This is a genomic window from Methylosinus sp. KRF6, from assembly GCF_018887255.1.
Taxonomy (GTDB): domain Bacteria; phylum Pseudomonadota; class Alphaproteobacteria; order Rhizobiales; family Beijerinckiaceae; genus Methylosinus; species Methylosinus sporium.
The window spans coordinates 2,972,908-2,985,636 of sequence record NZ_JAHLJF010000001.1; the positions used below are offsets into that span (position 1 = coordinate 2,972,908).

Consider the following 12,729-nt stretch of genomic DNA (forward strand, 5'->3'; position numbering starts at 1 on the left):
ATCTCGAAGAGACCGACAGAAATGAAATCGAGCAAGAAAAAGCCCTATGTCCTGATCGGCGGCGCGCTCGCCAGCATGATCGCCCTCTCGGCGATCGCGCAGAATGCGGGCATCACCTTTCGCAACACGATCACCGGCGAAGTGCTGAACTTCGACGACGCGCTTCCGGAGGGCAAAGACACGCCCGGCGTGAAGAAATTCATGCAGTCGGGCGTCAATCCCTACAATGAGGACGTGAGCTGTCTGAAGCAGGGCGAGCAGCTCTTCCTCTCCGCCTGCTCCGGCTGCCACGGCCATCTCGGCGAAGGCAAGATCGGACCCGGCCTCAACGATTCCTATTGGACCTATCCGCAGAACGCGACCGACGAAGGTCTCTTCTCGACCATTTTCGGCGGCGCGCAGGCGTCGATGGGGCCGCAATACGCCAATCTTCAGCTCGACGAAATGCTGAAGGTCATGGCCTGGATTCGCCATCTCTACAAGGATCCGACCCCCGGCGCGACTTGGCTGACGCCGGAGCAGCGCGCGAAGTTCAAGCCCTATCCTGGACATGAGACATTCCCCGACGATCCGCCCGGACAGTGCAAGACCTCGGGAAAATGAAAGACGTCGGGAAAATGAAAGTCGCGCACGCGAGAGCGGCGCGGCGGCCGCGGCGAGAGCCGCGCATAAATTGGAGGAAGGCACGATGGGAGTTTTGAAGATTGTGGCGGCCGTCGGCGTCGCGTTCGTCATGAACGCGGCTGCGATCGGCGCGGCCTCGGCCTATGACGGCACCAAATGCAAGGCCCCCGGCGATTGCTGGGAGCCCAAGCCCGGCTTTCCGGAAAAGGTCGCCGGCTCCAAATACGATCCCAAGCACGATCCGAAGGAGCTCGCCAAGAACCAGTCCGCGATCGCGGCCATGGAAGAGCGCAACAAGAAGCGCGCCGAGCACTTCAAGAAGACGGGCTCGTTCGTCTATGACGTGAGCAAGATTCCCTGAGCGCTCGCGTGAGAAATGCCGTCCCCGCGCCCCCGGGGACGGTCGTCATGCGGCCGCGATCCGGGTCCGGCGTCAATCGACAACAACGCGTCGGACCCTTTCCCGGGATCGTGGCCGCAACGCCCTCTCTGCCGACGAGCTGTTGGATCCGTTCAGCGTGACAGACACCGCCGAAACCGACGCCGTCTTGGCCGACTGGCGCGCCAAGGCGCAGCAATTCGAGGCGCGCGTCTCGCGCGCCGTCATCGGCCAGAGCCGGGTCATTCGCCTCGTGACCATCGCGATCTTCGCGCGCGGCCATGTGCTGCTCGAGGGCGATGTCGGCGTCGGCAAGACGACCCTTCTGCGCGCCGTCGCGCGCGCCCTCGGAGGCGCCTATTCGCGCATAGAGGGCACGGTCGATCTCATGCCGAGCGACCTCATCTATCATACCTATCTCGCCGATGACGGACGCCCGCGCGTCGAGCCCGGCCCGGTGCTGCGGCAGGCGGAAAATCTCTCCATCTTCTTTTTCAACGAGATCAATCGCGCGCGTCCGCAGGTGCATTCGCTGCTGCTGCGGCTGATGGCGGAGCGCAGCGTTTCCGCCTTCAATCGCGAATATTCCTTTCCGGCGCTGCAGGTCTTCGCCGATCGCAATCTCGTCGAGCGCGAAGAGACATTCGAGCTTCCCGCCGCCGCGCGCGACCGCTTCCTCATGGAAATCTCCATGAAGACGCCGAGCGACGAGTCCGCGCGTCGCGCGCTGATCTTCGATCCGCGTTATCACGACGTCGATCGTCTGCTCGACGACATCGGCGAGCCGGCGTTCGATTATCGCTCGCTCGCCTCTGTCGCCGAGCTCATCCAGAACCGCGTCGCCGCCAGCGAGACGCTCGAAGCCTATGTGACGAAGCTCTGGGAAGCGCTGCTCGATCCGTATGCGGCCGGCGTCACCCTGCCCGATGTGGAGATGCGCGGCCTGGTGCGCGGCGGCGCGAGCCCGCGCGGCCTCGCCTTTCTGGTGCGCGCGGCGCGCGTGCGCGCCTGGCTCGAGGGCCGCGATGCGCTGACGCCGGAGGATATTCGCGAAATCTTCCTCGAGACGATGGCGCATCGCATTTTCGTCGATCCGATCTATGCGATGCGCGGCGACGACATCGTCCGCAATCTCTGCCGCGCCGCTTTCGCCACGGTGCCGGCGCCTTGAGACGGAAGGCGTGATGACGGAGCGCTTCGACATCGCCTATCGCCCCCGCGGCCACGTCTCCAACGGCTCCGTCGGCGCGCATAGCGGCGTCGACGTCGGCGGCATAGGCGTGTTTCGCGATCACGCGCGCTTCATTCAATTTCCCGATGCGCGGCGCATCGACATACGCGCGACGATGCGCGATCCGACCGGCGAGACCCATGTGCGCCGTTTCGAGCAGCGCAATTCGATCGACGTCTATGCGCTCGTCGATCTGTCGGCGTCCATGGGCTTTCAGGGTGCGGCGCGCCGCCTCGATCTCGTCGCCGATCTCTGTGCGGCGCTCGCCTTCTCGTCGACGCGCATCGGCGATCGCTTCGGCCTCGCCGCCTGCGACGCGACGTTGCGCAATGACCTTCTGCTGCCGGCCACGCGGGCGCGGGGCGCAGCTGTCGCCGCGGCCGAGCGGTTGCGCGATGCAAAGCCGCGCGGCGCCTCCGCACAAGGGCTGCTCGAAGCCGCCGGCCTCATCGCCGGCCGTCGCAAGCTCGTGCTGCTCATTTCCGATTTCCGTTGGCCGCCGGACTTTGCGAGGCGTCTCTTCGGCCGGCTCGCGCAGCATGATCTCGCGCCCATTCTCCTCGCCGATTCCGCCGAGGAGCGCGATCTTCCGCGCTTCGGCCTCGTCGAGCTCGACGATCTCGAGAGCGGCGCGCGGCGGCTCGTGCTCATGCGCCCGAGCCTGCGCCGCCGCTGGCGCGCGCGCGAGGCCGAGCGCCGCGACGCGCTGCGCCGTCTTTCGCTGGAGCATGGGCGTCCGCCTTTCGTCGTCGACGACACGTTCGACGCCGATGCGCTGTCGCGCCATCTGCTCGGACTGTGAACCGCGATGCGCGCCCGCTTCCTCGCCCTGTCCTTTCTTTTCGCTTTCGTCGCGGCTCCGGCGGCGGCAGAGGTGAAGTCCGTCCGTCTCTACGCCGAGCGCGGCTTCGGATTCTTCGTCGGCGATCTGGTGAATGCGCGGCTCGAGATCGTTGCCGATTCCGCATCGCGCTTGCAGAGCGCGTCGCTGCCGCGGCCCGGCGCCCTCGACTATCGGCTCGATCTACGCGACATTCGCGTGCGCGAAGAGCCCGTCGGCGATGGGCTCACGCGCTGGAACATCGATCTCGTCTATCAAATCTTCTATGTCGCGCTCGATGTGCGTGATCTGCAAATCCCGCCCTTCGCCTTGCGTTTCCTGCGCGAGGGCGAGACCGAGACCGTGCGGGCGCCCGCCTGGGCGATCGGCGTTTCGCCCTTGCGCGAAGTCTTGCCGCAGCGTCGCGACGACCCCACGGATTACATGCGCCCGGACAGGGGCGTCGCGCCGAGCGACGCCGCAACTCCGGCGATTCGCGCCGGCGCCTTTGTCGCGCTCGCATTGGGCGCGCTGGCGCTGGTCGCGCATGATCGCGGTTGGCCGCCTTTCCATCGCCGTCGCGCGCGCGTCTTCGCCGCCGCGGCGCGCCGCATCGCCATTCTGACGAAGCGCGGCGACGAAGCGGCGCGGCGCGCTGCGATGCTCGCCTTGCATCGCGCGATCGACGACGCCGCCGGCCGCCGTATCTTCGCCGAGGATATCGACGCCTTCGTCGCCGGCCATGCGGAATTCGCCGTCGCGAAAGAGCGGCTCATCCGCTTCTTCGCCAGCTCGCGCGCGCTCTTCTTCGGCGTCGCCGATGCGGGCGCCGATCTGCCGCTCGGCGAAATCCTGTCGCTGGCGAGGTCGCTGGCGGCGCAGGAGCGGAGCGCGCGATGAGCTTCGACGTCGCCTCTCCGCTCGCGCTTTTGCTGCTGCCGCTGGCTCTGGCGCCGCTGTTCTTTTCGGCGCTGCGACCGTCGTCCATTTCCTCCGTCGCCGCCGCGCCGCGGGATGCGCTCTCCAGCCTCGTCGCATGGACTCTGCGCGTCGCCGCCATGCTCGCGATAAGCGCCTGCGCGCTCGCGGTCGCGGGCCCCTTTCGCGAAGGTCGCGCAATCGCGCGCTATGGCGAGGGCGCGGAAATCTCGATCCTCATCGATCGCAGCGCGAGCATGAACGAGACTTTCGCCGGCCGCACGCCGGCGGGCGGCGAGGAATCGAAAGCCTCCGCCGCCAAGCGCATCATGAGCGATTTCGTCGCGCGCCGCGCGCATGATCTCTTCGGCGTCACCGCCTTTTCCACCTCGCCCATATTGGTGATGCCGATGACCGATCATCGCGACGCGGTGCGCGCGGCGATTCGGGCGATCGACCGGCCGGGGCTCGGCTACACCAATATCGGCCGCGGTCTCGCAATGGCGCTTTCGCAATTTCCCGCCGGCGGCGAAATCGAATCGCGCGTGATATTGCTCGTCTCCGACGGCGCCGCGGTCATCGATCCGCGCATACAGGATCAGCTGCGCGCTGATTTCCGCAAGATCAAGCCCAATCTCTATTGGCTGTTTCTGCGCACGCAGGGTTCGAAGGGCTTGAGCGACAAGCCCGGCGCCGACGAGCTCGACACGCCGCAGGCGCTGCCCGAGCGCCATCTCGATCTCTTCTTCAAATCGCTCGGCGTCGGCTATCGCGCTTTCGAGGCGGAAGGCCCCGCCGCCGTCGCCGAGGCCATAGGCGAGATCGATCGGCTCGAGCGCCGGCCTTTCCGCTACGCCGAGCGCATTCCGCGTAAGGATTTGACCGATGAGACGCTGCTCGTCGCGGCCTTCGCCACATTTTTGCTCGTCGCCGCCAAATTCGCCGAGACGAGCTTGAAGCAGAGCGCGCGCGCCGATGCGCCGCGCGCGCGCGCGAGGAGGCTCGCATGAACGACGCCGCGCGCTCCGAAAACATGCGGCCGCTGGCGCGGCTCGTCGCGCGCTGGCGATCGAGCCTCTTGTCGCTGCTGCTCGTCGCGGCGCTCGCCGGCGCGTTGCAGGGCGCCTATGCGGCGTGGCGCGCGCGCGCCGACAATGCCGCGATCAGCGCGCTCGCGGCGGGGCGGGACGTCGAGACCGACTCGGCTTCCGCGCCGGAGCTGATCGCCGCGCGCGCGGGCTTTCTCGCGGCGCGCGCGCAATTCGACAAAGCGCGCGCGCTGCTGGAGCCGCTCGATTCCGCCGGCCGCGAAGAGCTTTCCGCCATCGCCCATTACGATCTCGGCAATGCGCTGCTGCGCCATGCCTTCGATCTCCTGGAGCGCGGCCAGCTGGAGCCGGCGGGGCCTTTCGTCGAGCTGGCGCGGCGCGAATATCGTCGCGCATTGCAATTTCGGCCGGAGTTCTGGGACGCGAAATATAATCTCGACGTCGCCGCGCGCCTCGTGCGCGACAATCCGGAACTCGAGCATTCGGGCGGCGACGAGCTGCCCGCCGACCCCAAAAAAATCTGGACCGACATTCCCGGCGCGCCCAAGGGGCTGCCATGATCGCCCGTCTCGGGGACGCGCGCTTTCCGTCGCTCGCCTTCGCAATGGCGATGCTTGTCGTGGCCTTTCTGTTTCCGCGCGCCGAAGCGACGCGCAACGGCGCCGATCTGCTGCTGACGCTGGACATCACCGGCAGCATGAACACGCGCGATTATGCGCTGGACGGCGCGCCGGCGAGCCGGATCGAATTCGCGAAGCGCGCGATGCGGCGTCTGGTCGCCGATCTTCCCTGTCCCTCGCGCGTCGCCCTCGCCATTTTTACCGAGCGCGAGCCTCTTCTTCTGTTCGAGCCGATCGACGTCTGCGAGAATTTCGCGGCGATCGACGCGGCCATCGCCGGCCTCGATTGGCGCATGGCCTGGGAGGGCGACAGTCGCATTTCCGCCGGCCTGTTCCGAGCCGTCGAAATGGCGCGCCGCATCGACGCCGATCTCGTCTTCATCACCGACGGTCAGGAGGCGCCGCCGCTGCCGGCCTATGGCGCGCCGGCGTTCGAGGGCGAGCACGGAAAGGTTTTCGGCCTCATTCTCGGCGCCGGCGGCTATGAGCCGGCGCCCATTCCGAAATTCGACGAGCGTGGCCGCGAGACCGGCTTCTATGGCGTCGACGAAGTGCCGCATGAGAGCCGCTTCGGCCTGCCGCCGCCGGGCTCCGAGCAGCGCGAGGGCTATAATCCGCGCAATGCGCCTTTCGGCGGCGAGATGGCCGCCGGCTCGGAACATCTTTCCAGCGTGCGCGAGCCCTATCTGCGCCAGCTCGCCGAGACGACGGGCCTCGCTTACGCGCATTTGGAGAAGCCGGAGGCGATCGCGCCCGCGCTTCTCGCCGTCGCGCATCGGCGGCCGAGCAGAGCGCCCGTCGATCTGCGTCCCGCCTACGCGGCGGCGGCGCTCGGGGGCTTCGTCATCCTCTATCTCGTGGTTCCGCTCGCCGAATTTTTCGCGCGGCGCCGTCGTTCCCGTCCCGCAACCGCACTTTCGAGGAGACTCCCGTGAAACTGAAAATCGCGCTCGCCTTTCTTCTGTCCGTGACGTCGGTGTCAATGACGCCGGCGCTGGCTCATGGCCCCACTCCGATCAAGGTCGACGAGAAAATCACCGTTCCCGCCGATCCCAAAGCCGTTTGGGCGCTCGTCGGCCATTTTGGCTCGCTGGACTGGCATCCCGATGTCGCCAGCGTCAAGGCGACCGGCGGCGACGCCAATGGCGCGGTGCGCGAGATCACACTGCGCAAGGGCGGCGTCGTCACCGAGAGCCTCGACGAATATGATCCGCAGCAGATGAAGCTCAGCTATCGCATGTCGGACGCCAATCTCGACGCTCTGCCGATCAGCTCCTATTCGGCGACTTTGGCGGTGAAGCCGGCCGCGGGCGGCGGCAGCGAGGTGCAATGGTATGGCCGCCTCTATCGCGGCGACACCAGCAATGAGCCGCCGGACAATCTCAATGACGACGCCGCGCGCGAAGCGATGACGACCTTCTTGAAGGACGGCCTGCAAGGCATCGCCAAAAAGCTGCAAGGCAAGTGACGATGAGCGCGCCGCGTCTCGCCGCCCTCTGCGCGACGCTCGCGGCGCTGCTCTGCGCCTGCAAAGACACGAACCCGCAGCAGCCGCCGGCCGTCGAGGTGAAGCGCAAGGACGAGCTGCCGAAATGGCTGACGCCGATCGACCGCGTCGATCCGGCCTATTGGCTCGCCGCGCGCAAGAGCGGCGGCGCGCCGGTCGATGAGGGCAGGGAGGAGCGATTGCGCGCTGCGCTCGAGGTCGGCGCCGCGCATTTTTTGGAATCGCCGCGGATGCTCGCCAATCGCGCGGCGCAGCTCGCCGATATGATGGCGGAGATCGGCGCGGCGGAAGACGAAGCGGAATCGATCGAAAGCCTCGCGCGCGTCGCGGCCGCGACGGGAAGCAAGCAGACCTTCGGCGATCTCTGCCAGCATTATTTCAATCTGCGCAAGCAGGGCGCGACGCGAGACTCGGCGCTCGCCGATCTGCGCGAGCGTTACTGCGCGCAGAATCGGGGACAATAGGCGGAGGAAAAATTGCTTCAGGCTCGCCTATCGCAAATCCCGTCAGCCGCGATTATAGACGTCCTGCAGGCGGACGATGTCGTCCTCGCCGAGATAGGAGCCGGTCTGCACCTCGATGATCTCGAGGTCGATCTTGCCCGGATTGGTCAGCCGGTGAATGCAGCCGATCGGCAGATAGACCGACTCGTTCTCATGCACGAGCAAGGTCTCCTGATCGCGGCCCACTTCGGCCGTGCCTTTGACGACGATCCAATGCTCGGCGCGGTGAAAATGCTTTTGCAGCGACAGTCGCGCGCCGGGCTTCACCACAATGCGCTTCACCTGATGCCGATCGCCCGAATCGACCGATTGATAAAAGCCCCAGGGGCGGAAGATGCGCTTGTGCTCGCCGGCCTCGCGGCGATTCTCGCTCTTCAATTGATCGACGAGCTGCTTGACATTGTCGCCATGCTCGTGACCCAGCACCAGCACCGCGTCCTGCGTCGTCACCACCACGACGTCGTCGACGCCGACGACGGTGGTCAGCATCTCGTCCGAGCGCACATGCACATTGCGCGAATCGCGCACGACGCCATTGCCGCGCACCGAATTGCCCTGCGCGTCGCGCTCGGTCAGCTCCCATACGGCGCGCCAATTGCCGACGTCCGACCAGCCGATGTCGGCCTCGATCACCGCGGCCTTGCGCGTCTTCTCCATCACGGCGTAATCGATGGAGGTCTTCGGCGCGCGCGCGAAAGCTTCGGCGTCCAGCACCAGAAAATCGAGATCGCGGCGGCCGGCGTCGATCGCCTTTTCGGCGGCCTCGAAAATCGCCGGCTCGAAATGCGCGATCTCTTCCTGCATCACATCGGCGCGGAAGATGAAATTGCCGCTGTTCCACAAATAGCCGGCGTCGATATAGCGCTGCGCGGTCTCGCGATCGGGCTTTTCGACGAAGGCTTCGAGCTCGGCGACGTCGCCGGCGATGCGCTCGCCGGGGCGAATATAGCCATAGCCGGTGGCCGGATTGTCGGGCTTGACGCCGAGCGTGACGATATGGCCGTCGGCGGCGGCCGCAGCGGCCTTCTTGCAGAGCGCGACGAGGCCCTGCGGATCGCGCACGACATGATCGGCGGCGAGCACGACGACGATTTGTTGCGGCGAGCGGCGTGCGGCGATTCCGGCGGCGACGGCGACGGCGGCGGCCGAATCGCGGCGCATGGGCTCGAGCACGATATCGGCGGCGGCGCCGATGGCCGCGAGTTGATCGGTGACGAGAAAGCGATAATCGGCGTTGGAAATGACGACCGGCCTGTCGAAAGCCGCATCCGCCAGCGTCGCGATGGTCGTCTGGAAGGTCGAGCGCTCGCCGACGAGCGGAATGAATTGTTTCGGGAGAGTTTCCCGCGATTCGGGCCATACGCGCGTGCCCGCCCCGCCGCACATGATGACCGGCAGTATCTTTGTCATGTCTCGCCTTTCGGTGGAAGGCCTTTGTCCAACGCCGTGCAGCTCGCGAGACGGTGGCCGCGGACAAAATCTCGCCCGCGCGCCCGCAGTTCGGGGACGGCGAGGCCCGATAGCGCCGGCTCGCGCCAGCGCTCCAAAGCTGATGTCAGCAATAGGCCGAACGCCCCGGATTTGACAAGCCGACGCTACGCCCCGAGCCATCCCGCGGCTGCTACGGCGCAGGTTCGACATCACCAGTCATTTGAGGCGAAATTTCAGCTCTTGCCCTTTTTTTCGAGCTCGGCCTTGAGCGCCAACAGCTTGGCGAAGGGCGAGTCGGGGTCGGGAAGCCGCTCCTTTTCCCGCCGTTCCGGCGCGGAATAGCCGCCATTGCCACGGCGGCGGTCGTCTCGCGGCGGCCGGTCCCCACGCGGATTATCGCCGCGCGGATGATCTCCGCGAGGCTTGCCGCTGGAGCGAAAGCCGCTCTCCTTGCGGGCGTCCGGGCGCGGCCGGTGCTCGGCCTGCGCGCCCTCGCCCGGCTCCGAACGACGACCGCCGGCTTGGGCAGGCCGCGGGCCGCGGGGGCGCTCGCCGGCGGGTCGCGCCGGGCGGCCGCCCTCTTCCTGTCCCGGGGCGCCGCCGGGACGCCGGCGCGGCGCCTGCGGAACATGGCGCTGCAAGGTCCAAACCTCGATCGGCGCCGGCTCGGTCGAAACCGGCTCGGCGGCGGCGGGCTCGACAATCGCCGGCTCGGCAGCGACAGGCTCCGTGGCTTCCGCCTCGGCGCTCGCCTCCGCGGCCTCCGCCTCGGGCGCCGCGGCCTCCGGCTCTTGCGCCGCGGCCTCCTCCGGCTCTTGCTGCGCGGCGGCTTCCGCGGCCGGCTCTTCGGCGACGGGCGTGGGCTCTTCCTGCGGCGGCAGGACAATGGCGTCCGCCTCGGCCGGCGCTTCGGCGGCCGGCTCGGCCGATTCGCTCTCCTCGGCGGCGGCCGGCGTCGGCGCGAGCGGCTCGGTCGCCGCTTTGGCCAGCAGCGGCACGGTGATCGCCGGTCCCTGACGCTCGGCCGATTGATAGCCGAGCGAGCGCAGAATGGAGGCGAAGGCCTCGCCCGCGCAGCCGGTGAGCGAGGTCATCGCCACTGTGACGACGAAACCCTCGCCATCGGCGGCGCCGGGCGGCGGATCGCCGGCCGTCACGCCGGGGCGATAGGCGCTCGCCGGGCGGATGAGATCGGCGAGCCGCTCCAATATATCGACGCGCACCACACGCTCGCCGCAGACGCGAAAGCCCGCGGCGCGATAGAAGCCCTTGGAGATCGCCGGATCGGCGGCGAAGGAGGTGCGGCCGGAGGCGGCGAGATGCGGCACCTCCTCGAGGCCCTTGAGATTGTCGAGCCCGCCGTGCTTCAAGCCCCACAGCAGGGCGGCGAGCGAGCGCGGCGCCGGCTTCAAGAGCTGCGGCAGATAGAGGTGATAGGCGCCGAAGCGCACGCCCTTCTTGCGCAGGGCGGCGCGGTCTTCCTGAGAGAGCGTCTTGATGTCGCGCGCCACCCGGCTGCGCTCCAACACGCCGAGCTCCTCGGCCAGCTGAAAGGCGATGCCGCGGGTGACGCCCTCGAGCCCCTCGCCCTTCTCCAGCTCCTCCAGCGCGCCGAGCAGCTTCTTTATATGCTGGGCCAGCCACAGATCGAGCCGCTGCTGCACTTTCTCCAGCGCCGCGCCGGTCAATTGCTCGTCGGCCAGCAGGCGGACCACCGGGGTCAGCACGGCGGCGCCGGGCGCGATCTTGCCGACAGGCTCGCCGAGCCAGCGAATGGTCCCGTCATTGCCGAGCAGAAAAGCGTCGTCCACCGCGTCGAACACGCGGGCGGCGCGCGCCTCTATCTCGCCGGCGAGGGCCTTTTGCGCGGCGGCGTTCAGCGCCTTCGCCGCTTCGCCCGTCGCCTGCGGATCGGCGGTGAAACGAAATCCCTGCAACTGTCCGACATGCTGACCTTCGACCATAACGTCGCCGGCAGTAGTGATTTCGGCTTCGAGCATCGCGTTCTCTCTCAGGCGGCGCATCAGCACGCTGGTGCGGCGATCGACGAAACGCTGCGTGAGGCGTTCGTGCAGCGCGTCGGACAGACTGTCCTCTACCTGACGCGCGACGCTCTGCCAATGCTCTGGATTCTCGAGCCAGCCGGAACGATTGGCGATAAAGGTCCAGGTCCGCACCTGGGCGAGCCGTGCGGACAGTGTGTGAATGTCGCCGTCGATGCGGTCCACGGCGGCGATTTGCTTTGCGAACCAATCGCCTGGGATCAATCCGCGGCGCACCACAAAGCCATGGACGGCGAGCGCCAGCTCCGCATGGGCGGCCGGCGAGGTCTTGCGATAATCTGGAATCTGGCACACATCCCAGAGTCTCATAATATCTGCAATTGTTTTCGTGTTGCGCTGCACAGTCTCGTCGCGCGCGGCGACCTCGAGCACCATCTGATCCTCGGCGGTCCGCGCCCGCAGCAGGCATTCGTCGGGGGAGGCGCGCTCCAGCGAGGCGATCAGCGCCTCGATCGAATCGAAATCGAGATCGCCATTGCGCCATTGCAGCGCGACCAGCGGATCGAACCAATGATTCTCCAGCGCCTCGACCGTCTGCTCGTCGAAGGGCGGGCAGCGGCCGGTGCTGCCGAAGGTCCCGTCATTCATGTTGCGGCCGGCGCGGCCGGCGATCTGCCCCATTTCCGCCGCGGTCAATCGGCGATGGCGCCAGCCGTCGAACTTGCGGTCGGCGGCGAAGGCGATGTGGTCGACATCGAGATTGAGGCCCATGCCTATGGCGTCGGTGGCGATGATGTAATCGACGTCGCCATTCTGGAACAGATCGACCTGGGCGTTGCGCGTGCGCGGCGACAGCGCGCCCAGCACCACCGCCGCGCCGCCGCGCTGACGCTTGATCCATTCGGCGATGGCGTAGACATCCTCGGCCGAGAAGGCGACGATGGCGCTGCGCGGCGGCAGCCGCGCCAGCTTGCGCTCGCCGGCGAAGGCGAGATGCGACAGCCGCGGCCGCGTGAAGATGGGAACGCCCGGCAGCAGCCGCTCGATCAAGGAGCGCATGGTTTCCGCGCCGATCAGCAGCGTCTCCACACGGCCGCGCCAATGCAGCAGGCGATCGGTGAAGACATGGCCGCGGTCGAGGTCGGCGGCGAGCTGAATTTCGTCCACGGCGACGAAATCCACGTCGAGATCGCGCGGCATGGCCTCGACGGTCGAGATCCAATAGCTGGGCGCGCGCGGCTTGATCTTCTCCTCGCCGGTGACGAGCGCGACATTCTCCGTCCCCACCCGCTCGGCGACTCGCGTGTAGACCTCTCGCGCCAGGAGACGCAGCGGCAGGCCGATCATGCCCGTCGGAAAGGAGAGCATTCGCTCTATGGCGTGGTGAGTCTTGCCGGTGTTGGTCGGCCCCAGAACCGCGGAGACGCCGGCGGTCGACGGTCGCACGCCCGGCTTCTTGTTGCGATTCTCGGCGGTGAGCATCGGGCTCATGGCTCCGCGTTATATTTCACCTGCCGGCCCGCGTCACCTGAGCGCCGGCCGACGGGCAGTCTCGGATCGTTCGGCGTCGCCCGAGTGTCGGGAATGACGCCAAGAGCCATCGAGCGCGTCCGCGCCCCGAATCGATAGCCGCGATCGTTCCGA

The 12,729-nt window shown here is 67.3% G+C and carries 12 protein-coding genes; 10 read left to right on the top strand and 2 right to left on the bottom strand.

The annotated features are described in order from the left end of the window. Positions 1-21 precede the first annotated feature (21 nt). The 10 genes from moxG to KP010_RS14215 all read left to right on the top strand — a co-directional run bounded on the left by moxG (position 22) and on the right by KP010_RS14215 (position 7,612). Positions 22-603, top strand: a complete 582-nt coding sequence (gene moxG, locus KP010_RS14170; protein ID WP_142862188.1) for a cytochrome c(L), periplasmic — start codon at positions 22-24, stop codon at positions 601-603. Positions 604-733: 130 nt separating this feature from the next. Next, positions 734-985 (top strand): methanol dehydrogenase [cytochrome c] subunit, encoded by a 252-nt coding sequence (locus KP010_RS14175; RefSeq protein WP_244594534.1) that lies wholly within the window; start codon positions 734-736, stop codon positions 983-985. 157 nt (positions 986-1,142) lie between these two features. After that, positions 1,143-2,174: a MoxR family ATPase gene (locus tag KP010_RS14180; RefSeq protein WP_216280977.1), complete on the top strand. Its 1,032-nt coding sequence runs from the start codon at positions 1,143-1,145 to the stop codon at positions 2,172-2,174. A gap of 13 nt (positions 2,175-2,187) precedes the next feature. Then, a complete protein-coding gene (locus tag KP010_RS14185) occupies positions 2,188-3,036 on the top strand; it encodes a DUF58 domain-containing protein (RefSeq protein ID WP_142862191.1) in 849 nt (282 codons plus the stop codon). A gap of 6 nt (positions 3,037-3,042) precedes the next feature. Beyond that, a complete protein-coding gene (locus KP010_RS14190) occupies positions 3,043-3,954 on the top strand; it encodes a nonribosomal peptide synthetase MxaA (protein WP_142862192.1) in 912 nt (303 codons plus the stop codon). Beyond that, a complete protein-coding gene (locus KP010_RS14195; protein ID WP_142862193.1) occupies positions 3,951-4,982 on the top strand; it encodes a vWA domain-containing protein in 1,032 nt (343 codons plus the stop codon). Before KP010_RS14190 ends, KP010_RS14195 begins: the two co-directional genes overlap by 4 nt. Then, entirely contained in the window at positions 4,979-5,581 is a 603-nt protein-coding gene (locus KP010_RS14200; protein ID WP_142862194.1) for an MxaK protein, read from the top strand. The genes KP010_RS14195 and KP010_RS14200 overlap by 4 nt, the downstream gene beginning before the upstream one ends. Then, the gene (locus tag KP010_RS14205; RefSeq protein ID WP_142862195.1) at positions 5,578-6,576 is read left to right on the top strand and encodes a vWA domain-containing protein; all 999 of its coding nucleotides are present in this window, start codon (positions 5,578-5,580) and stop codon (positions 6,574-6,576) included. Before KP010_RS14200 ends, KP010_RS14205 begins: the two co-directional genes overlap by 4 nt. Before the next feature lie 47 nt (positions 6,577-6,623). Next, on the top strand, positions 6,624-7,109 hold the full coding sequence (locus KP010_RS14210; protein ID WP_142862199.1) for an SRPBCC family protein: 486 nt from the start codon (positions 6,624-6,626) through the stop codon (positions 7,107-7,109). Between the two features lie 2 nt (positions 7,110-7,111). Further along, the gene (locus tag KP010_RS14215; RefSeq protein WP_142862196.1) at positions 7,112-7,612 is read left to right on the top strand and encodes a hypothetical protein; all 501 of its coding nucleotides are present in this window, start codon (positions 7,112-7,114) and stop codon (positions 7,610-7,612) included. A 42-nt stretch (positions 7,613-7,654) separates the two neighbouring features. Here the strand turns inward: KP010_RS14215 and KP010_RS14220 are convergent, their stop codons facing one another. Beyond that, complete coding sequence (locus KP010_RS14220) at positions 7,655-9,061, bottom strand: mannose-1-phosphate guanylyltransferase/mannose-6-phosphate isomerase (RefSeq protein ID WP_216280978.1); 1,407 nt, start codon at positions 9,059-9,061, stop codon at positions 7,655-7,657. Positions 9,062-9,315: 254 nt separating this feature from the next. Next, the gene (locus KP010_RS14225) at positions 9,316-12,567 is read right to left on the bottom strand and encodes a helicase-related protein (protein ID WP_142864673.1); all 3,252 of its coding nucleotides are present in this window, start codon (positions 12,565-12,567) and stop codon (positions 9,316-9,318) included. Positions 12,568-12,729: the final 162 nt, after the last annotated feature.

Excerpts from the sequence above, each read along its gene's own strand:
- moxG (WP_142862188.1), top strand. The coding sequence starts at position 22 with ATGAAATCGAGCAAGAAAAAGCCCTATGTCCTGATCGGCGGCGCGCTC.
- KP010_RS14175 (WP_244594534.1), top strand. The coding sequence starts at position 734 with ATGAACGCGGCTGCGATCGGCGCGGCCTCGGCCTATGACGGCACCAAA.
- KP010_RS14185 (WP_142862191.1), top strand. The coding sequence starts at position 2,188 with ATGACGGAGCGCTTCGACATCGCCTATCGCCCCCGCGGCCACGTCTCC.
- KP010_RS14190 (WP_142862192.1), top strand. The coding sequence starts at position 3,043 with ATGCGCGCCCGCTTCCTCGCCCTGTCCTTTCTTTTCGCTTTCGTCGCG.
- KP010_RS14195 (WP_142862193.1), top strand. The coding sequence starts at position 3,951 with ATGAGCTTCGACGTCGCCTCTCCGCTCGCGCTTTTGCTGCTGCCGCTG.
- KP010_RS14200 (WP_142862194.1), top strand. The coding sequence starts at position 4,979 with ATGAACGACGCCGCGCGCTCCGAAAACATGCGGCCGCTGGCGCGGCTC.
- KP010_RS14205 (WP_142862195.1), top strand. The coding sequence starts at position 5,578 with ATGATCGCCCGTCTCGGGGACGCGCGCTTTCCGTCGCTCGCCTTCGCA.
- KP010_RS14210 (WP_142862199.1), top strand. The coding sequence starts at position 6,624 with ATGACGCCGGCGCTGGCTCATGGCCCCACTCCGATCAAGGTCGACGAG.
- KP010_RS14215 (WP_142862196.1), top strand. The coding sequence starts at position 7,112 with ATGAGCGCGCCGCGTCTCGCCGCCCTCTGCGCGACGCTCGCGGCGCTG.
- KP010_RS14220 (WP_216280978.1), bottom strand. The coding sequence starts at position 9,061 with ATGACAAAGATACTGCCGGTCATCATGTGCGGCGGGGCGGGCACGCGC.
- KP010_RS14225 (WP_142864673.1), bottom strand. The coding sequence starts at position 12,567 with ATGCTCACCGCCGAGAATCGCAACAAGAAGCCGGGCGTGCGACCGTCG.